Consider the following 19,668-nt stretch of genomic DNA (forward strand, 5'->3'; position numbering starts at 1 on the left):
CTTTTTTATGACAACGCTGAACCAAAAGTATTCATTGTTTATCAAGTAACATTAATATCTCTAATAGAAATTAATTGACAATTTAAGTCTGAATAACTTTAGCAAATCCATGACAGTGTAAAATATTGTAGAATTATGGGAGTTTTTTTACAACTTTCCGCTAGTTTAGTCGAAAACAATCGAATTTCTCTCTAAATACGATTAAATACGACCAATTTTCCCAATACAAATTATATTTAAAATATAATAGAATGTAAAATATACAAAGTTTTCCAGTCAGCATAGATTCCATATATGAAGGGGGGGGAAGATTATAATGCTAAATTTTTCTGTAGATTATCAGGCGGCTAGCACTAATCCTAATAAAGTGCAAAAGCCATCACCAATTGGCTGTGGTGGTGGTACAGGTTGTGGTAATAGCAGTTGTCGAGGCGGTATCGCATGTTGCTACCTTTGCTGTACATCTGATAATGATAATGGTGGTAATTAAGGACCCAAAAATGGAGGAAGTAAAATTCTACTTCCTCCACCAAACAAAAAGGAGTGCGAAGGATGTATCCAAAATTAAAAGCTTTTATCAATAAAAGGTTTATTGAAGATAAAGTTTTTCTTTCCTCTTATGAAGAGAGGCTTATATTTTCTGGTGAATCATCGAAAGTTATATCTAAAATTGTGAGTGAAATGAATGGGGAAAATTCGTTGGAGCATTTAGCCCAAAAATTTGATTTAAGAGTAGATACTATTCAAGATTTAGTGAACTATTTGGAATCAAAAGATTATTTATATTTATCAGAAGATCCAATTAATGATGGTAAAGTGAATAATAACTTACTTAATAAGGTTATTGCAGATTATTTTAATATTGATAATAGTAACATAGAAATTATATTAAACAAAAGAATAGGAATCATTTCTTCTCCCTGCTCTTCAAGGTTAAGAGAATATATGATAGAAATGGGTTTTGTGCGTATAGACGTTATTCCTATTAGTGATATTACTGATAATATGGATCTAGTAATTGTAAACAAAGAAGACCATGATAAGCTTAACAAAGTAAACTCAATCTGCCTGGACAAAAAGGTACCTTGGCTAAAATACTCTACTGGAGTAAATAAGATAACTATAGGACCAATTTTTGAAACTCCAACAACTGCTTGTTATACCTGTTATATCAACAGAAAAGTCTCCAATGATAACTTCTATAACCCAAAAAATTTGGATAGAAAAGATTATTATTTAACTTTTCCTTCGACAGAATTCATATGCTTTGGATTAATAATCAATGAAATATATAAGTATTTTTTATCTAAGGATTATTGTATGATTGTCGCGAAACAGTATGAAATCGATTTAGACACTTTAGACAGTTATCTAAGACCAGTATATAAAATGCCATTATGTTCCTCTTGTTCGAACCAAAATAGACAGTCAATGTATGCAGAATCTGTCGTCGGTGGTGAAAAAAGTGAATAAGTTAATGGATAAGATAATTGATCCTAAGTTTGGATTTGACTATCAAATAGAACGAGTTAATAGTTATCCAGGCTTACCCAGTTTAAACATATTTGTTTCGCAAGGAAGATCTATAAAAAATGAAGAAGGAAAAAAAATCATAAGGCGTTACTCGGAAGGTACTGGTGTATCAAAGGATAAAGATACGGCTATTAATAGAGCAATCGGGGAGAGTATGGAGAGATACTGTTCTTCTTACATTGACCCTGACGATATTTTTTATAATCTCAGTTATAAAGAATTAGAAAACGGTAAAGCTATCCATCCGAGGAGATTCCAGCATTACACGGATTCCCAATATAAGAATAAATCATTGCCGTTTAAACGAATTGATGAATATACAAGAATTGATTGGGTAGAAACAACATCATTAATAGATAACAGTACAAAATTGACCCCAGCAGACGTCGTGTACTGCCCTTACCTGGATGGAGGGCAATTCCGAGAAAATATTACGAATGGGTTAGCTTGTCATACGAATTTAAATACCGCCATTCTAGGTGGATTATTAGAATTGATTGAAAGAGATTCTATCATGATTACATGGAAAAATTTTTTAAGTTTACCCATTTATAATAATGATGAAATTAAAAGCCGAAATAATAATCCACATTTATCGGAACTACTGAATGAATGTCATTATTCTAATCTTGATGTTATTTTTATTGATATCACATTAGACTTAGAAATACCAATTGTTTTTTGTCTAATAAAAAATAAACTAAATCAATTACCTTTCATTGCTTGTGGAGCATCCTGCCAGTTAAATGTTTTTGATGCTATGACAAAATCCTTGGAAGAAGCTCTGGTTGGTTTTCACTTTACTTATATTGCTGAGGAAATTCCTGAAAGAATAGAAGAAATTAGAACGATTGAAGACCATTTATTTTATTATGCATCAGGAAAAGATCTAGAAAATTTACAATTCCTGTATTCCTCTAGAAACAAAGCTAATATTGATGAGAAACAAAAATATGCATCCTATTCCTTACAAGATGTTATTAAACTATTAAAAGATAGAGATATCGAAATATTATATAAAGATTTAACTACACCCGATATAGAGGCGATTGGTTTAAAAACAGTTCGAGTCATAAGTCCCGAATTATTCTTTATAGATTTTAAGTATCCAGGATTTAACAATAAGAGGCTTCACACAGTTCCAGAGATTATCAATGCGAACAACTTACCATACTTTAATGAGAATCCGCATCCATTTCCATAAATATAGGAGGCTTTATCAATGAGAAAATTGAATGATTCTTTTGATCCATTATATAAAATATACCATGAAAATTCCAAACTACACAAAGATTTCTATCAAAAGGTACCTGGCCTTCCTGATTATACAAAAGAAATTAAAAAAAAATACTACAATCGGATTGAAGTAAAGCTACCTAAAAACATTAGCTTAGATATTAATAACACAAATCTATTTACTTGCATAAAAGATAGAAAATCAATAAGAAATTTTGATGATAACAGGACTGTTACTCTAGATCAATTATCCATCTTTTTGCAATATTCTTACGGCATTACCCATAGGGAGGCAGATAGATCATTTAGAGCAACACCATCAGCTGGAGCTAAATATCCAAATGAATTATATGTTCTAGTAAATAATGTTAAAGATATCGAAAAAGGAATATACCATTATTCCCCTTATGCTCATTCTTTATCCTTAATAAAGAATGGAAGCTATATTCAAAAGTTTATCGATGAATTCCATCATGACCAGTACCTTAAGGAAATAGTGGGGAGTTCAAAATTCACCTTAATCATAACTGGTATATTTGATAGAACAACACACAAATATATGGAAAGAGGATACCGATTTTGTTTATTTGAGGCAGGGCATATAGCTCAAAACAGTATGCTCATTGCTAATGCTATGTCAATGGGGAGTTGTGGATTAGGTGGTTTTTTCGATGATAATATTAACTCCATCTTAGAAATAAATGGAGTGGACGAGAATGCCTTATATCTTATTTCTTTTGGATATGAAAATAAAATTGTGGAGTATGACTATAATGAGTTTTTTGAATAACTTTACTAAAGAATATTTATTTGAAGAGATTGTAAGACTGCAAAAAGTAAGGTTTTTAATTGGGGTATTCTTGCTTATTTTCAATCTGCTTAGCGTAGCAGGAATACCATATTTAATGAAGCTTATCATTGATGGAATTACGTTAGGTGATTATGAAACAACATGGTTTTATCTATATATGATGATAACATTAGTAGCGATTTCTTTAATTGTATCCAGTGTCTCTTCTTTAACATTAAATAAATTGCTTGCTATTAGCTTTATTAACATACGTAAGAAAATAATATCTAAAATTAGTAAAATTAGATATGAGAAATTAAATAAATATCCAGAATCCGATTTGTTGAACAGAATTGTTCATGAACTATCTTCAATTCAGCGAGATATTCTAAATGTATCTCTTAGTATTATTGGTGGTTTTTTAAATATATTAATATCATTAACTATTATATTTATTTTAAATCCTTTTATTGGCATCTTAGTTGTTTTTTTCATGCCAATATATGTAGTTTCTACTTATATACTAGGAAATAAGTTGAACTTTCTATCTAGAGAATACATTGAGAATCAAACGAATACGATAAATAATGGGTTTTTGTTTTTGAATAGAAGACTAGTATCAGCCGTCTATAATTTCAAAAGGTTTTGGGACAATGTATTTTATCAGCTCTTTTCAAAAGCATATGAACTCGATATAAAGATTGGTAGAAATTATGTTGCAAATGAAATTGTCCAAAAGGTTTTATCGAATGTATCCCTTATAATTATCATCATTATTGGAATACAATCTACTTTAAGCCAGATGGTTACAGTAGGAACAATGATAGCTTTAATAACGTATATGAATCAAGTATTCAATCCGATACAAGGTTTAATAGGGAATATCATGGCATTACGAGTGATGCAAGTTAGTACGGATAGAATTGAAGAAATTCTTGTCTTGCAGGAGGAATCCACAAATAAAGAATCCCTAGAATTACCATTTGAAACAATTAAAAAGCTAAGCATGAAGAATGTGGATTATACCTATTACAATAGTAATAGTAAAATCCATATAACTACTGCTACCTTTGTAAAAGGAAAAGTAAATTTCCTTTTAGGGAATAATGGAACAGGTAAAACAACTCTGTTAAAACTATTACTAGGTGCATACCGTCCCGAAAAAGGAAAACTTTTTATTAATGATAAAGAAATTTCGTTTGATATATTAACGGTAATGCGAAAAAAAGTTGGGGTTGTATTTAGAGAAGGCAATCTAATCCCCGGGGATATAAACGATAATTTTGGTTTAAGCCTATCAAGTAAAGAACTTCTTCAGAAAATAAAGGATATTATAGGTGAAAATGCCAATAAAGTGAAGGATTTAGACTTTCAAAGTTCTGTATCCACTGGACAAGAATACATTATTTCCGTAATGAGAGCCATATTACATAATAAGGAGGTTTTAATACTGGATGAGGTTATATCAAACTTAGATCATAACTATAGAGAAATAATTATGCCATTACTAAGAAGGTTAAGTGAGGATAAAATTATTATTATTATCACACATGAAAATGAGTTAATTACTGAGTCAGATAATATTGTTTCTTTAAATTAGTAGATAACAGGGTGATGTATATGAAGAAATTTGTTTTAAATGATTTTCAACATAAGAAAGGATTGCACTGCTCTTCAACCGCTATTATGAATGTATGTTTTTATTATGGTCACCACTTATCAGAAGCAATGTGTTTTGGGATAGGAGAGGGGCTTGATTTTATATATACTGCCAATCCCAATGCTACTCCGCAAATAAGTCTAATAGGTAGAAGTCCGTTTTTTGAGCCAGTTTTTTTTAAGAATATCGGCTATGATTGGAGAATTAAAAGGCTAGGTAACTTAGATCATAAAACCATAAAATCAAATTTGATTAAAGGCAACCCTAGTATCTTGATTACAGACCTTTACTATCTTGATTATGTTAATTCCAAAAACTATTATTCTGGTCACTCAATTGTCATTACAGGATATGATGATGAGAAGAAACAGTACTTCATCTCAGATAGTCTGAATAGCCAGATAGAAAAATCAAGTTATGAAAGTGTTGAAAATGCTATAAGTAGTATTGCACCACCATTATATATCAATAATCAACATTTTTATCTGGATTACTTTCAGATTCAAGAAGTTTTTGAAGCAGGTTTGATAGCATTAAAAAAGAATGCTCTTAAAATGCTCAAGCCCCCAAAACACAACATGGGTGCTCAAGGGATGGAATTAGCATTATCCCAAATGAACAAATGGTCTTCCATTAATGACTGGAGTATGTTTTGTATATTAGTCTATGAAATGAATGAAAAACGTGGATCTGGTGGAGCGGCTTTCCGAAATTTATTTAAGGACTTTCTAGCAGAATTATCAGTCTACTATCAGTTTTTACTAGAGTTCCATGAAAAATTTAGCAAAATATGTGAAATTTGGGGTGAATTCTTAGCAGTTGTTGGTGAAGCAGGAGTTAGACAAAATAGCTCCTTACTCATCAAAGCTGAGAAACTTTTTAAGGAAATCGTTTGGAAAGAAAAGGATTTTTATCAAACATTAGTTAAGGAGGTAGATAATTATGGTATTAACATTGAAGGCTATAAAAAATTATCTAGAAGATAATGGGTTGAAATATAAAAAACTAGATCTTCTGACAAACATAAGAACTGACTTGGGCCTTGATTCCCTTGAAGTAATAGACCTATTAATATATTTAGAGACCGAGTTAGATATAGAACTCGAAATAGAAGAAATGTACTCTATTAATACGATTGGGGACTTGGATAGATATATTAATAATCATCAAAGTATTTCTTAAACGTCTAGAGTCTTTTTTTCCATAAATAATATAAACTTAGAATAAAGGTTGGTTGTAGACATGATAATACTAGAATACTTTTTATTTTTACTTATCGCGATACCCCTTCCATTAATATTGCATGAGTACGGTCATGTCTTTTTTATAAAACTATTTGGTGGCAGTGTACATAAAATAGTTTATGGAAATGGTAAAAAAATATTTAAAATTGGTAAAAATGTTGTCTGCAAAAATAGATTTTGGACGGCCGAGGTTGATTTCTCAATAGATAGTATGACAACAGGGAAAGAAATCTTAGTTTCAGCTGGCGGTATCATTGTAAACGTAATATCTGCAACAATCTTGTGGATGATTGTGGAATTAAATTATCTCCACCCCTATCTCCCAATCCGTGGCTATATCATTCATTCTTATCTTATAGCTGTTTTTACCATGATTCCCCAAGTCTATGCTGATGGAACTCCTAATGATGGGAAACATATCATGAATTTACTAAGAGTAAAAAGGAAGCAATAATACAGTGACCACTTGTATTTAAGTTAAGATTCTATTAAACTCACCATAATGGTTAATGAGATTTCAAGTTTATGAATGGACTATAATCGTTACATTAATAAAACAACTGGTGTCAAATCATTAGATACTTTTACCATATCCCCTTGAAAGTGTGGAGGTCGTTTCAATCGGGATCATCAGTTCAACTCTTGATATAAATGATTCCTGATACATTGAGGAATCATTTATTCTTGTATTTTTATCGTGTTGCAGACATTTTGACGGCAGAAGCCTATTTTTCGTTGACTTTTGTTGGTTTATTTGATTGAATTTTTGCGGTTTTAGTATGTTTATTTTGATGATATTTTTTAGTTCTTATTATGATAGAACTTGCGTTATAATTTTTTAAAGAACTGACTTCCACATAAGTAATACTTATGTGTTGTGTATATTCATTTATCAAAGCTGAATATTGTAGATGAATTGAGCCACTTATGCGTAGTTTTAAACCACCATTTGCTTAACTGAAAGCCTCTAATAATAGTACAACCGCTCTTTAGATTATAGAGTGAGAGCCACAGCGGAGCTGCTTGCTATTGACTGTAACGCCCTTTTCTTTGCATTTGCTGGAAGGGGTCGGGGACCCACCAGCGAATGCTTTGAGTCGGATTGTTCGGGTAATCATACTTGAGCAGGTGTGCCTCTTTGGCATTATTAATGACAAACCTGCAATTTTTCCTCAACACGGACAAAAGTTAAGTCAATGGTGGCGGAAAATAGTATATGCGCAAATTATGGCTAAACATTGATGGTTAATCTCCCTTCCGCAATTACTTGCTCCCATAACGCATTCAGTGGTTCAAAATTCCACACTGCAAGCTCAAACTGTCAGCAATACTCAATAAAAGCATATGTAGACATCATTGAACTCTTTCGTCTTCAATTCAATTTGGCATCCTTAGTTAATGAAAGTTTGTTCCTTCTTCGGTTTGATATATAAATCTATTCTTTCTTTCATAAATTCACTCTTACCTATATCCCACCATTCAACAATCATGTAAATAATACTTACTTCATTTAGTTTGATAGGGCTTCCAGCTTCGTTAAGATATATTCCGCTTTCAATTGCACCAGTTGTTTCTTCTGCAATGTCAATTCCTGTACCGGTGATTGAGCTAGAATGAACGCTAATATCTTCAACATTTATAACTGCGTGAGTTTCGAAACTTAAGGAGTCTGAAATGTATTCATTTGGATTTTTCATATGTAAAGTTCCATAACCCGCTTTAAAGTTCTCTGGTGTAAGTACAACTTCATAATCGGATAAATTCCAAGTTTGATTTTCCCCCTCTAATAATAAGTATTAATGACTCAACTTTTCACTTCCACTACATCCAGAAAGTAACATAACGAGTGCTGAAAATATTAGAGAGAAAACAATTTTATTATTTCGTGACATTCTATACCCTTCTTCTTTTTACTATAATTTATCGCCTTATCTACCATAATATTTAATTGTACTATTCTTACCATTTAATAGTGTGACTGTACCTTTATATTAACATATTGTGTATCGAATAATAAATGCTTTCAGAAGGCTTATTTCTTTAGAACAAAAACCTCTTCAATACACTTTTAACACGATATCCCTAATAAATTGACAAGAAATAAGATCACCAGTTTGATGATCTTACGTGCAGCTCTTATATACCTTAGCTGATTAACTCATTCTTCTTTTCATAATAATAAATATTAAAAATCCTATGGACCCACCTAGGGCATTCAATATAATATCATCTATATCAAATACACCTAATTGAGTAGCGTATTGTAGCAATTCCACTGTAAGACTAAATAGTATAACTAAAATTATTGATGGGAAAAACTTCCTAAATTTAAATGACAAGATTGGAAGCAATATTCCCATTGGGACAAATAATAATATATTACCTATTATATTAAAAAACCAAATATCAAAATTATAGTTATAAAAATTAATTATGTAGTTTCCGATTGTTGTAAACGGTATTAGATTATGTTGTGCTTCAATCAATGGTTGAAAGATAATCATTCTTGAGTAGATGGATTCGATATTAACAAGACTAACAAATAGTACAACACTAATGTATAAGAAAAAAAGTAATTTAACGTACAAACGGATTTTTAAATTTATAACAAACATTTTCAATAGACATACCTCCTTAATATAGAAAGTTATGTCCTTATAAACCGAATTATACATACTTGTCTTTTCCAGTTATGTGTTCAATAACACTAGTTTATATTGATATTCGATTATTGAACTAAAAACTCATGATCTTGAACATCAGCCCTGCGAAATATAAACATTTTCTCCTCCAAAAACGTGTCATCAAGAATCCTCCATACATAGTACTATTGATAAATATATTATCCTTAAGAACGACCCTGCTAAATTAAGAAAAAATCATTTCAAATTATGCATTACGAGTTTTTATATCCCCAAAGGTAATTTTCATGCTGGGGGCGTATATTAAAGAGGATTCCTTGTTAAATACTTGTGAAAATAGTAGTTCAGCCTCATATTGTTCCTGTGCTTCTTTCAATGAGACCCCACGTTTTATTAAGCTATCCATAAACTGCTCTTTATTAGTCGGTTCGCCACCTACCCCCTCCTCTTTAAGCGCATAAAACAGCCTATCCTTATCTTGTTGATTCGTATCAGGATGTAGGAAGTTAACTTTATCACTGACTCTGCATTGAATGTTCTCCACGCCCAATTCATATAGATATTTTGGTATTTTTGCTCCAATATTTCCATCATTTCCAGTTTTACTTGCTTTTTCTTCAAATATTTTTTGTAATATTCCTAGTGGCACAAGTTGTGATTGTTCATACCCTTCTAATTCATAAGACGACATAGCTGAGATCCAGTGTGGTTCAAAACATATTATTTTTCCTCCGTCTATAACTGAATCTACCATTCTTTGAAGCATTTTTTGAGGCTCAGGCAAGTGTAATAAAAAAGTATGGCAAACAGCAATGTCATACTTACACTCTAATTCTATCTCATTCGTATCTGCTACAATGAATTCTGTGTCATAAGGAAGATCATGAAAATAATCGACCGCCTTATTAATAAGTTGTTGTCCTTTGTCAATCCCCGTATATTTGGATCCCTCTGGTAATAAGGGTAATAATTTCAGTCCTAAATACCCATACCCACAGCCAAAATCAATAATATTTACTGGTTTGGTAATCTTCCAAACCCTACTTACTAAGAACTCTAAATAGTCATCATTATAATATAAATCTCTTGTTCCTTTGAGGTATTCCAGTTGGGTATCCCAATAATATTCCTCCATTTAACTCTCTCCCTATTTCTACATGTCACTTTCTAAATTCTACTAAGCTTGCTCCATTAGTTTGACAAACATTATTCCCTTTGTAGTAGTCTCCTTTAGTCATTGATTACACATCGAATACCACACTAATAATTTCCCAATCACTTGCTTGAAGTTTAAATGTTAAATTTAGAAAAGTGGGCGGGCTGACGATAATCCCATTTTTATCATAAAAATATTCTCTTACATGAACTAAGAATGTTTCTTCCTCATTATCGTACGCATAGCCCTGTATTTTCCAATCATGCAATGTAATCTCACTTTGAGAATCAAATAAGAACCATTCGAAATCGTCTCCAGTATTTGTCAGATATAACTTGTTATCTTTCTCTATGAGATTCGTTCCATCTGACAATAATTTCTCAAGGGCTTTCTTGTCTCCTGTTGTATGAGCTTCAACAAATTCACCTGATAAAATATTTATAATAGCAGGGAGTTCTTTCTCTTGAACTACACTTTCTATACCTATATATTGGTCTTCTTCATATTTAGGTTGTTTATTTACTGGATCTTTATTCTTGTTGAATGTCTCTTCTGTTTCTTTACAAGCAACCATAAAAAGCATGTTAAGTACCAATAACAACAGTAGAAAGTTCCTCATCTTGTTCCTCTCCAGTTCTGAATATAAATTTTCTAACTTCTACTTTAATATTGATAAGTTTAGTAATATGGAGCTCATTTTCAAGGACAATAAATGTGGGCAGCAGATGATATTGTTGGAGGATGAACCCGATCAGGATAGACCAATTATTATGGTAAAATCTCCTTTTTCAAACATAGAATTAATTTGCTCAGCTTCTTTCATAATCTCTCTTTCTATGTAAATTAACACTACACTCTACCAACGTATTATGTCATGGAACATTTTGATTTTTTTAAAATTGCAAACCAATCCTACTATATTTATATGCACTATATCGACGGTTGAACTGATAACGAATACATAGTTTGTGAAAAACTCTCTGGAATTAAGCGCAAATGCTGTTGGAACATTAAACTCTCTCATTTCTGTTGGGTTCATATAATTCTCTATGTGACAACCCTTATTTAAAAATAATTATAATTGTATAACACTAATCATATTTCCATTTATATCAGTCAAATCAAACCGTTTAGGTTCTCCATCTCTTATAGGAGATATGGTTATATCTTTGTCTTTTAGCATATTTCTAACCTTTTCTATATCCTTAACAACATAGTTAAAAGGCGTGTATTTATCAATTGGCTGAAAATCCACAATTTGCACAAGGTGAAATCCACAATTGGGTGCTATTGATAGACTACACATTCTATCATTTTCCCATAGTAGCTTAAAACCAAAAATTTCCTGGTACCAATTCATCGATTCTTTAAGATCTTTCACAGGAAGAAATACTGCGTCAATCCGTTCAATAAATTTTTCTTGTATCTGTTTACTCATAACACTCATCTCCTTGGGTTATTATTACTACCTTGATAAATTCAATCTTCAGTTATCTTGAAAAATGTTTGCATCTCTTCTATTAACACTTTTCCGTTAGTACACAAACTACTACTAATTTCATAACATAATATTCGGAAATTAATAGTTAAGAGACTTCTTTCGATGGTTATCTAGTTTAAATAGTGTAGCAACTACTTGAATAAGGTTAGAACTCGTATAGCAACTTCTTTTGGTTTAACATCTATTTCAGATAATCTACTTATATCTACCCATACTGGCAAGTAAATACCTCTATTTCTCTCTTTATGCGTGTATTCTTCACCCTGGCCAGTTCCGAATGTGCCATTGATGATTTCAGATAAGAAATAGTATTGAATTCCGTTATATTCAACTTCTGCTATACATTCTTTGACCTTTACTTCTACTCCCAATTCCTCAAAAGCTTCTCTTCTTGCTCTATTTTCTGGTGTTTCCCCTTTTTCTATTCCACCACCTGGAAATACATAATAAATGGAACCAGCATTCATTCTTTTAATTAGTGCTACCTTCTGATTTTCGATAATCACAACCGAAGCTCTATTTCGCATATCCATAACCTCTTTTGTTAATAACTCATTTTATAATAACGCAATGTATTGTAGATATCGTTATCATAGCTTTATTGCTAATATGTTTTAATCATTTGATAGTTCTACACTTCCATATAAACATAATTTTCTAAAAAATGAAGATAAGCTGAATTAAAAGTCACCTTGTCTAACTGATATACCATTTTGTTTGAAAATTCATTTCCCTAAGTGAGATACTGCAACCAAAGATCCAATTTCTTACTTTTACTCTGGTATATTAGATGTAACGTAAGTTCTTGCCAATAAATCGTGAATAGAGCGTCTATCCGTTCTTGTGGCTACTAAATAAATACTTGCAATTAGTAAAATACCAGCAGTAATACTGTAAAGTAGTTGCGCTAAAAAACCTCTAATTATCATCGTACCTAAAGTCAACTTTTCACCTGTTAAACAGGCTATTCGGATACCTAGAATTCGTTTTCCTACGGTATAACCATTCCAAAATAATGGAAGGAATACATCATATAAGTAAGAAAAAATTATTGCAACAAATAATGGATGAAAGTCGAAGAGAAAATGCATTAAAATCGAAAACCCAATCGTTATTACTAAATCAATCATCAAAGCGAAGCCACGTTCAGTGATATCTACAGGACTATCCTTTATGATATCAATAAGAACCATTCCCCTCTATGTCATGATATTTTTAAGTATGCAATTTCTTATTCCATCCTGTTTTCATTAATTCTCTAAACCTTTTCCTCTATTGCTATTCGCTTATTATCATAATGAATGCTCTTCATTCCTTCAAAAAAGCGGAACTTAGAACGACATTTGGTTTCTAAATCTCCATTATCATGAATTAGTTGTTGTAAATAATTTTTAGAGAAGCTTATTCTATTTAACATTTCTTCCTTTTTTGTCGTGGTCGAACCGTGACCAGGTATCAAATAGTTGATATTGAAATGGTTTAAAATGTACGAAGCTCTCTCAATGGTATCTACATAATCCTCATACTTACTAAATATAAAAGGAAATTCTACATCGGATAGATAGTCACCTGAGAGGAATATCCCGTATGGTTCAATGATAGTAAATAAACTATCATTTGTATGTCCTGGTGCTTTATAGAACGTTAAAGATAAGTCTCCTAAATTTTTGCTTTCGCCATTTTTCACAATTGGTATATCAACCACTGGATAAGTAGGAACATAATTTCTATCAATATAATACTTTTGGTCAAACTCATACATTTTCTGAACAATTTCTTCTTTATCTGGATTATTGATGAATTCCTCTGTTGCGATTACTTTTGCTTCTGGAAATGCACCCGAACCTATAACATGGTCGTAATCACTATGTGTATAAATAATATAGAGTTCCTTATTATCCAAATGCTCATTTATAAAATTCCTAATTTCCTGGATTTCACCAGGCAGCCAATTAGGATCGGTCATGATAATAACATCATTAGATTGTATGATAGCTGTAGAAGTCATATACAATGAGCTTTGAAAAACAGTAATATTATTCTCTTGAAAATGAAACATAAAATCCCCCCTAGACGTTCTAAGCATAAGTCTATTATCTGCCCTGTTAGACACTGATCTATTTACTGAAAATCGATAAAAAGTACGAATGCCTCTTTCTTTTTAAAAGATAACTTAGTATTAATAAAATGACGGTATAGATACTGAAGAAACCAATCATTAGAATAGCTTCACCAGTATAACTAATCGGCTCATAACCACTATGATTATTAATATGTAATTCTTCTCCTTTGTAGCGAAACCAAAAAATACTGGAAATAAATATATACAAAAGTAGTAGAATTGCTGACTTTAGATAAAATAGTACTCTATTATTTGAAGAAATTGTTTGAAATATATATATAAACAGACCACCATATACAATCATAAAAAAGATTATTTCTGAAATCCCCATTTTATCCCCCTTACTCTAATGACCCTATGAGAACTCCTAACACTTAGTTGAACGCGCTACCGTTAAAGAAACTTTGAAGTTAATCGTTCTCCTTCCTTCAAATAATACAATTCGTTAATGTCTTCTGATTCAAATACTTGAAGCATTTTCTCAAAATCATTCGCTAGATTATAATTCAAAAGGTCCTCTCTATTTATCCAGAATACATTCCCTTCTTGAGAGGATCTTAATTCGCCTTCAAACTGATTCGTTTTATAAAGAAGGACAACATAACGCTCTCCTTCTGTTGTTTGAAATTGTTTGATACCACAAAGTGCAGGTGATGTAATAGTCAATCCTGTTTCTTCATATACTTCACGTATCACTGAATCCGTGAAAGATTCGAATTCGGTCACATGACCACCTGGAAATGTAATACCAGGCCAATTGGAATTCACTCTATCTTGTACAAGAATTCTTCCTTTATTATCATAGATCATACACATATTGGTTAATACGACATTTTCACTTCTGCTCAAGAGTATCACCCTTTTACGTTGTTTTTATGAAGTTCTTTTTGTAAGTTATTGATTAATTGGATTATGTTTCCTAGACTAAGACGCCAATCTGCTTAGCACCAATCTCCAATATTTTAACATAATATTCCAATAATAAGGATCATCAATCTGATGAGCTGCTTTTCTACTATGGAACCTATTAACATCATGATAGTTCCTATCTACTTATTTCTTAAAATAAAAGATTGGAAGTGTAAATTACCTCCAACTATTTCTTTTGGTACCACGTTAAAGTATTCTATTATAAAGAACTTCGATAATAATTCTTTTAGGGTGTGATCTTCATAAAAGGAGAAGAATCTTTTAGGAATATAAGCATCATCTTGCCAGATTCCCTCTGAATTTTCACCACCATAAACTCCTAAATAAAATAATCCATTTGGTGTTAAAACTCGTTTAATTTCATTAAGAACACTTTGTATATCTTCTTTAGAAACGTGAAGTAAACAATTCATTGCCCAGATAGAATCAAAATGTTTATCAGAAAAAACAAGATTTGAAAAACTCATTACTTGAGCATTTAAACCTTTTTCTTTACATAGTTTAATCATTTCAGGCGATATATCCGTACTAAAAGTGTTTAACCCTTTTTCTTTAAAAAACAGGCTATCTTTCCCTGGTCCTGCTCCAATTTCCAATAGACTATTTACGTTTTCACTTTGTATGTAATCTAAAAAAACTTCTCTTTCTTTGACCTTCCATGCTTGCATTGTAGATGAATCTCTTTCCTGTGCCTTTGTATTATATGATTCTGCGATATTTTCTATTGTTCTTTTCATTAACTCATCCCCTTTGTTATTAGCTTATTAAACTATCTGCCTCTACTTATCCCCTTAATTTTAACATATAATTACAGAAAAAATTAAAATTTTAGAATAAAACAAGACGGCCAATAATTGCCGCCTTGTTAAAAACAATTGCCTCAGACCTTCGTTATCTTCATATATTTCATCTACATTTCTAATTTGACACCTTGATCCATCTAGTTAGCATACTCTTCAGGATTTGAGGGGGGTCTTTCAGGATTTGGGGCACCTTCTTCAGGATTTGAGAACTCCTTTTCAGGATTTCAAGCATCATCTTCAGGATTTCATTATAGGATTAACCTAAAGCATCGTTAGTTAAAGTAAATGTAATACTCATACTACAATAATCTTTCAGTTCATTTGTTTATTGAATTCATTAGCTGGTAGAAATGTTCAGGCTTATGAGTCTTATTAAGTTTATACCATGAATCTAATGTATCTGGTGCAAATACATTTAGTTTTTTCAATACTTCATTAGCAAATTCCAATGGAGCTACGCCAGAAGCAGTAATCAGATTTGTATCAGTTACCACAGGACTTCTCTCATAAAAATTATCTCCATTATAATTAGGACAAACCATTTTCAAATACTCTAAGTCATTACTAGTATGCTTTCTGGAATCTAAGTAACCCATATTCGCGAGTCCTTCTGTTGCACCACAAATGGCTGCGATAATTGTGCCAAGTTCAATTGCATCCCCAATTTTTCTCAAAATAGGTTGATGGATTTCTTCACTCCAAGTGGTACCTCCAGGTAAGATTAAAAGCTCCTCACCCTGAAGATTACATTCATCTAGGGTAATATCTGGTTTTATACTTAGTCCTCCCATTGTACTAATTACTTCTTTATTCATTCCAATTGTGACTACTTCTAAAGGTGCTAACCCTTTTTTAAAATATCTTCCTGAGTTTAGTTCAGCAATTAAATATCCATATTCCCAATCTGACATCGTATTAAATACATAAAGATAAGCAGTTTTTATTTGCATCCGTTAACACTCCAATCCTATTGATATTGCCCATTATAATACAACTTCCCTGACAGCTAACGTCAGGGGAGTTGTTATATTTGATGAAATTTTATTAAATCGGATAGAACTTCGATAAGCCTATCCTTAAGACTTATTGGCTCAATCACTTGAATAGATTTCCCATACGATAAGAGTATATTAGGTAAATATGTATGTATCATATCTTTTTCGAGAGTAAATACTGCTTGATTTGAAATACGTTCTTGCAAATAATGCCCTAAAAACCAATTTTGACAAATGTCATCTAGAGAATTTGTATTTCCTTTGATAACTACAGAAATAATTTCTTTCCCTTCATTCAAAGTTGGAAGTAGATTTTTCATAAAATAGCCCCGTGCTAAAAATTGATTTGGCTGATTAAATTTATGTTCAGTTATCAATAAATTTCCAACTCTTTCTATCCTAAAACTACGAATATCATTCCTACGGTGACAAAATCCAATTACATACCACTTATTGTTCCAATATATAATTCTATACGGATCAACCAATCTATCATTTGGTAGATTTTCACCACTTTTTTGGTATAGGATTTTTACGGAATATCCGTCTGTTATAGCCTTTTTTAACTCCTTCAAGTAAGGTACTGTAGAGGAACTTACTCCATTTATTACCTCAAGAATGGATGAATGTTGGTTTAACTTTTCTTGCTGTTCTTGATTAGAATATTTTCTTAGCTTTGAAATAGCCCTGTTTAACGATTCATCTCCGTAATATCCTGCTTCTTCTGCAAACACAGCAGCATGAAGTAATGAGGTTTGCTCTTCTAGATTGAAGATAAGGGGAGCTTGTATAAAATTATTCAATAAAGTATATCCGCCGTTATGTCCTGGTTCTGAAACTATGGGTACACCACTAATTGAAAGCGTATCAATATAACGATACACAGTTCTTATATTCATCTCTAACTTTTCGGAGATTTGTTTAGCAGTAATTTTTTCACCGGAACTTAGCATCCATAAGATTGCTAGTACATTGTCAATTTTAGGCATTTATTTGCACCTCTGTATGGTAGTTAATATAAGTCTAAACGATATTTTAATTGAGGTAAGTATTATAATAAAACAAGTATAGCGTAGTCCCCCTTTTCGTAACAAGCATCCTCGTATTATAAATTAGTAATCGTCTATTGCAGGACCATTCTTCACGCACTAAACAGGGATGGTAGCCTAATAACGTTTATACTTTATACGGAACATTCTTCCTTACAAATCCCAGGTATCTGGAACATTTTTTATCCATACAAAAAAAGAGACTAGCAATTTGCTAATCTCTTGATGAGTCCAAATTTATTTACCGATAAATTGTTGTGTCCAAATGTTCCCTTGTTCCACATACCCTACACCAATGTGTGTAAAGTTCGAATTTAGTATATTTGCACGGTGGCCTTCACTGTTCATCCAAGCATTAACTACTTCTTGTGGAGAGCGCTGGCCTTTGGCGATGTTTTCACCTGCAGTACGGTAAGTTATTCCAAAGCTTTTCATCATATCAAATGGTGAACCATAATTTGGGCTATTATGGCTAAAGTAATTGCTTGCTGCCATATCGCGTGATTTTTCTCTCGCTACTTTACTTAATTCTGTATCAACTTTCAAGGGAGCTAAGCCATTTTTCTCTCTTTCTTGATTTGTAAGCTCGACTACTTCTTGCTCGAATTGACTTAGTTCAGATGCTTGAGATTGGTTTTTCTCAGTTTCTTCTGCTATTTGTTCTGTTGCTTGATCTTTAGCTGGAGCCTGTTCAGTTTGTTCCTTAGCCGGCTCTTTCACTGGTTGTTCTTGTTGCTCAGTCTTCTCTGGTTGAGCAGGTTCTTCCTTTTGTGCAGGTTGCTCTTGTTGCTCAGTTTTTTCCGGCTGAGCAGGTTCTTCTTTTTGTGCTGGCTGCTCTTTTTGTTCAGACTTTTCTGGTTGAGCTGGTTGTTCCTTTTGAGTTACGTTCTTATTTGCTTCTTTCCAATCAATATGATATTTTTCCATCAGTTTATTGATTAGATTATGAATTTTTGCTTGTGCTTCTTGTCCAGTCAAACTACCATTTTCTCCATTGATTGAATAGTAGAATTTATAGTTAAACGAATGATTTGATTCGGCATTTGCTGTATCAAAACCTGCTCCAAAGATAAGAGCTGCTGATAAAGCTGTAACCATTCCAATTTTCTTAAACATTGAAATTTCCCTCTCCTTTTCGCTAAATGTTTGTTTATCAACTTACGAACACATCATAACACACGTTTTTTGTAATATTTATGGATTAATTTCCCATTAACATGGTCGGAATCTACTCGTAACTCCATCATTATATAAAAACACTAGAGTTATTAACTAGAACAGAAGAATAATAGTCTTAATTTTATTGCTATAAAATAGGAAAACAGGAAATTAATTCTAGGAATATAGTATTGACAACTTTTCGCGAATGCGCTTTTTGTAACAATTATCGCTATTTTGTAATATAAATTCCGACTTATTTACGGACATAGAGGCAGAATTACTAGATAAGGAAAAATACACTTGCAGCTAATATCTCCTAGTTTCCTTCTAGTCTTCAATCCTAGCAGGGAAATGTTAGTAAGTAGTCAAGCAATCTAAATTCAGTTCAAAAGAAAAACACCTCCAAATGGGGTGCAGTCGAAGTATTATCACTATTTAAAGCTTATTTTCTGATACTCGTAGTGAATAAATCTCAAAGTTTTCTACATTCAAATCATGAATAACTCTGTTTTTCTCTTTCTCCATGTTTAAAACTCCTAAACGAAGTGGACCACTCCCTTTTGCTGGTGTACCCTTAGCAAGTTGCAACCAACTACCTGGAACAACCTCCCATTCTGCAAATCCTTCATGGGGGACAAAATCAGGTTTACGTTGAAACAGTTCTTCGTACCATTTTTGCCCTTCTTCCATATCTGGTACTCGAATCTGAACAGTCATTTCAAAAATCAAAATAATCACTCCTAAAACTATGTAATTGCATCTTAAAGATAACACTTAATGCCTAATTCAAATTCTTCTGGTTTGCTCTCTTATATTCTGTGGAGATTAAATGCTATAAGGTTAATT

At 32.0% G+C, this 19,668-nt stretch carries 23 protein-coding genes; 8 read left to right on the forward strand and 15 right to left on the reverse strand.

Annotated features, from left to right (window positions below; genetic code table 11):
* Positions 1-386 precede the first annotated feature (386 nt).
* From KGF86_RS06440 to KGF86_RS06475, 8 genes are read left to right on the forward strand one after another with little or no spacing between them, the layout of a single operon-like run.
* A complete protein-coding gene (locus KGF86_RS06440) occupies positions 387-584 on the forward strand; it encodes a hypothetical protein (RefSeq protein ID WP_211741398.1) in 198 nt (65 codons plus the stop codon).
* The gene (locus KGF86_RS06445; protein ID WP_211741399.1) at positions 553-1,473 is read left to right on the forward strand and encodes a hypothetical protein; all 921 of its coding nucleotides are present in this window, start codon (positions 553-555) and stop codon (positions 1,471-1,473) included. Before KGF86_RS06440 ends, KGF86_RS06445 begins: the two co-directional genes overlap by 32 nt.
* Complete coding sequence (locus KGF86_RS06450) at positions 1,466-2,737, forward strand: YcaO-like family protein (protein WP_211741400.1); 1,272 nt, start codon at positions 1,466-1,468, stop codon at positions 2,735-2,737. The genes KGF86_RS06445 and KGF86_RS06450 overlap by 8 nt, the downstream gene beginning before the upstream one ends.
* A gap of 18 nt (positions 2,738-2,755) precedes the next feature.
* Positions 2,756-3,559, forward strand: coding sequence for a SagB/ThcOx family dehydrogenase (locus KGF86_RS06455; RefSeq protein WP_211741401.1), 804 nt, complete (start codon positions 2,756-2,758; stop codon positions 3,557-3,559).
* Complete coding sequence (locus tag KGF86_RS06460; protein WP_211741402.1) at positions 3,543-5,159, forward strand: ABC transporter ATP-binding protein; 1,617 nt, start codon at positions 3,543-3,545, stop codon at positions 5,157-5,159. The genes KGF86_RS06455 and KGF86_RS06460 overlap by 17 nt, the downstream gene beginning before the upstream one ends.
* A gap of 20 nt (positions 5,160-5,179) precedes the next feature.
* Positions 5,180-6,205 (forward strand): BtrH N-terminal domain-containing protein, encoded by a 1,026-nt coding sequence (locus tag KGF86_RS06465; protein WP_211741403.1) that lies wholly within the window; start codon positions 5,180-5,182, stop codon positions 6,203-6,205.
* On the forward strand, positions 6,162-6,401 hold the full coding sequence (locus tag KGF86_RS19670) for an acyl carrier protein (protein WP_211741404.1): 240 nt from the start codon (positions 6,162-6,164) through the stop codon (positions 6,399-6,401). The genes KGF86_RS06465 and KGF86_RS19670 overlap by 44 nt, the downstream gene beginning before the upstream one ends.
* 60 nt (positions 6,402-6,461) lie before the next feature.
* Positions 6,462-6,917, forward strand: a complete 456-nt coding sequence (locus tag KGF86_RS06475) for a site-2 protease family protein (RefSeq protein ID WP_211741405.1) — start codon at positions 6,462-6,464, stop codon at positions 6,915-6,917.
* Between the two features lie 937 nt (positions 6,918-7,854).
* Here KGF86_RS06475 and KGF86_RS19260 read toward each other — a convergent pair.
* The 15 genes from KGF86_RS19260 to KGF86_RS06550 form a co-directional block, all read right to left on the reverse strand.
* Positions 7,855-8,160, reverse strand: a complete 306-nt coding sequence (locus KGF86_RS19260; RefSeq protein ID WP_246521348.1) for a hypothetical protein — start codon at positions 8,158-8,160, stop codon at positions 7,855-7,857.
* 456 nt (positions 8,161-8,616) lie between these two features.
* Positions 8,617-9,078, reverse strand: a complete 462-nt coding sequence (locus tag KGF86_RS06485) for a VanZ family protein (RefSeq protein ID WP_246521396.1) — start codon at positions 9,076-9,078, stop codon at positions 8,617-8,619.
* Between the two features lie 274 nt (positions 9,079-9,352).
* Positions 9,353-10,240: a methyltransferase gene (locus KGF86_RS06490; RefSeq protein WP_211741407.1), complete on the reverse strand. Its 888-nt coding sequence runs from the start codon at positions 10,238-10,240 to the stop codon at positions 9,353-9,355.
* A 106-nt stretch (positions 10,241-10,346) separates the two neighbouring features.
* Positions 10,347-10,880: a hypothetical protein gene (locus KGF86_RS06495; RefSeq protein WP_211741408.1), complete on the reverse strand. Its 534-nt coding sequence runs from the start codon at positions 10,878-10,880 to the stop codon at positions 10,347-10,349.
* 456 nt (positions 10,881-11,336) lie between these two features.
* On the reverse strand, positions 11,337-11,699 hold the full coding sequence (locus tag KGF86_RS06500; protein WP_211741409.1) for a VOC family protein: 363 nt from the start codon (positions 11,697-11,699) through the stop codon (positions 11,337-11,339).
* Between the two features lie 194 nt (positions 11,700-11,893).
* The gene (locus KGF86_RS06505) at positions 11,894-12,289 is read right to left on the reverse strand and encodes an NUDIX hydrolase (protein WP_211741410.1); all 396 of its coding nucleotides are present in this window, start codon (positions 12,287-12,289) and stop codon (positions 11,894-11,896) included.
* A gap of 246 nt (positions 12,290-12,535) precedes the next feature.
* The gene (locus KGF86_RS06510) at positions 12,536-12,955 is read right to left on the reverse strand and encodes an RDD family protein (protein ID WP_211741411.1); all 420 of its coding nucleotides are present in this window, start codon (positions 12,953-12,955) and stop codon (positions 12,536-12,538) included.
* Positions 12,956-13,020: 65 nt separating this feature from the next.
* Positions 13,021-13,821 (reverse strand): MBL fold metallo-hydrolase, encoded by an 801-nt coding sequence (locus KGF86_RS06515; RefSeq protein ID WP_211741412.1) that lies wholly within the window; start codon positions 13,819-13,821, stop codon positions 13,021-13,023.
* A gap of 58 nt (positions 13,822-13,879) precedes the next feature.
* Positions 13,880-14,215: a peptide ABC transporter permease gene (locus tag KGF86_RS06520; RefSeq protein WP_211741413.1), complete on the reverse strand. Its 336-nt coding sequence runs from the start codon at positions 14,213-14,215 to the stop codon at positions 13,880-13,882.
* A gap of 62 nt (positions 14,216-14,277) precedes the next feature.
* Positions 14,278-14,742 carry an 8-oxo-dGTP diphosphatase gene (locus KGF86_RS06525; RefSeq protein ID WP_343221431.1) on the reverse strand — a complete coding sequence of 155 codons (465 nt, stop codon included), beginning with the start codon at positions 14,740-14,742 and terminating at the stop codon, positions 14,278-14,280.
* A 191-nt stretch (positions 14,743-14,933) separates the two neighbouring features.
* Positions 14,934-15,551, reverse strand: coding sequence for a class I SAM-dependent methyltransferase (locus KGF86_RS06530; protein WP_211741415.1), 618 nt, complete (start codon positions 15,549-15,551; stop codon positions 14,934-14,936).
* A gap of 383 nt (positions 15,552-15,934) precedes the next feature.
* Entirely contained in the window at positions 15,935-16,567 is a 633-nt protein-coding gene (locus KGF86_RS06535) for a type 1 glutamine amidotransferase family protein (protein WP_186871430.1), read from the reverse strand.
* Between the two features lie 74 nt (positions 16,568-16,641).
* On the reverse strand, positions 16,642-17,601 hold the full coding sequence (locus KGF86_RS06540) for a helix-turn-helix transcriptional regulator (RefSeq protein WP_186871431.1): 960 nt from the start codon (positions 17,599-17,601) through the stop codon (positions 16,642-16,644).
* 297 nt (positions 17,602-17,898) lie between these two features.
* The gene (locus tag KGF86_RS06545; RefSeq protein WP_186871432.1) at positions 17,899-18,777 is read right to left on the reverse strand and encodes a CAP domain-containing protein; all 879 of its coding nucleotides are present in this window, start codon (positions 18,775-18,777) and stop codon (positions 17,899-17,901) included.
* Between the two features lie 480 nt (positions 18,778-19,257).
* The gene (locus KGF86_RS06550; RefSeq protein ID WP_211741416.1) at positions 19,258-19,551 is read right to left on the reverse strand and encodes a VOC family protein; all 294 of its coding nucleotides are present in this window, start codon (positions 19,549-19,551) and stop codon (positions 19,258-19,260) included.
* Between the last annotated feature and the right edge of the window lie 117 nt (positions 19,552-19,668).

Origin of the sequence: Ornithinibacillus massiliensis (assembly GCF_018310345.1) — a bacterium.
Lineage (GTDB): Bacteria > Bacillota > Bacilli > Bacillales > Amphibacillaceae > Ornithinibacillus > Ornithinibacillus massiliensis.

Coding starts and splice junctions, on each gene's coding strand:
- KGF86_RS06445 (WP_211741399.1), top strand. CDS start 553: ATGTATCCAAAATTAAAAGCTTTTATCAATAAAAGGTTTATTGAAGAT.
- KGF86_RS06465 (WP_211741403.1), top strand. CDS start 5,180: ATGAAGAAATTTGTTTTAAATGATTTTCAACATAAGAAAGGATTGCAC.
- KGF86_RS06485 (WP_246521396.1), bottom strand. CDS start 9,078: ATGTTTGTTATAAATTTAAAAATCCGTTTGTACGTTAAATTACTTTTT.
- KGF86_RS06535 (WP_186871430.1), bottom strand. CDS start 16,567: ATGCAAATAAAAACTGCTTATCTTTATGTATTTAATACGATGTCAGAT.
- KGF86_RS06490 (WP_211741407.1), bottom strand. CDS start 10,240: ATGGAGGAATATTATTGGGATACCCAACTGGAATACCTCAAAGGAACA.
- KGF86_RS06505 (WP_211741410.1), bottom strand. CDS start 12,289: ATGCGAAATAGAGCTTCGGTTGTGATTATCGAAAATCAGAAGGTAGCA.
- KGF86_RS06530 (WP_211741415.1), bottom strand. CDS start 15,551: ATGAAAAGAACAATAGAAAATATCGCAGAATCATATAATACAAAGGCA.
- KGF86_RS06455 (WP_211741401.1), top strand. CDS start 2,756: ATGAGAAAATTGAATGATTCTTTTGATCCATTATATAAAATATACCAT.
- KGF86_RS06460 (WP_211741402.1), top strand. CDS start 3,543: ATGAGTTTTTTGAATAACTTTACTAAAGAATATTTATTTGAAGAGATT.
- KGF86_RS06515 (WP_211741412.1), bottom strand. CDS start 13,821: ATGTTTCATTTTCAAGAGAATAATATTACTGTTTTTCAAAGCTCATTG.
- KGF86_RS06500 (WP_211741409.1), bottom strand. CDS start 11,699: ATGAGTAAACAGATACAAGAAAAATTTATTGAACGGATTGACGCAGTA.
- KGF86_RS06475 (WP_211741405.1), top strand. CDS start 6,462: ATGATAATACTAGAATACTTTTTATTTTTACTTATCGCGATACCCCTT.
- KGF86_RS19260 (WP_246521348.1), bottom strand. CDS start 8,160: ATGAAAAATCCAAATGAATACATTTCAGACTCCTTAAGTTTCGAAACT.
- KGF86_RS06540 (WP_186871431.1), bottom strand. CDS start 17,601: ATGCCTAAAATTGACAATGTACTAGCAATCTTATGGATGCTAAGTTCC.
- KGF86_RS06495 (WP_211741408.1), bottom strand. CDS start 10,880: ATGAGGAACTTTCTACTGTTGTTATTGGTACTTAACATGCTTTTTATG.
- KGF86_RS06520 (WP_211741413.1), bottom strand. CDS start 14,215: ATGGGGATTTCAGAAATAATCTTTTTTATGATTGTATATGGTGGTCTG.
- KGF86_RS06545 (WP_186871432.1), bottom strand. CDS start 18,777: ATGTTTAAGAAAATTGGAATGGTTACAGCTTTATCAGCAGCTCTTATC.
- KGF86_RS19670 (WP_211741404.1), top strand. CDS start 6,162: ATGGTATTAACATTGAAGGCTATAAAAAATTATCTAGAAGATAATGGG.
- KGF86_RS06510 (WP_211741411.1), bottom strand. CDS start 12,955: ATGGTTCTTATTGATATCATAAAGGATAGTCCTGTAGATATCACTGAA.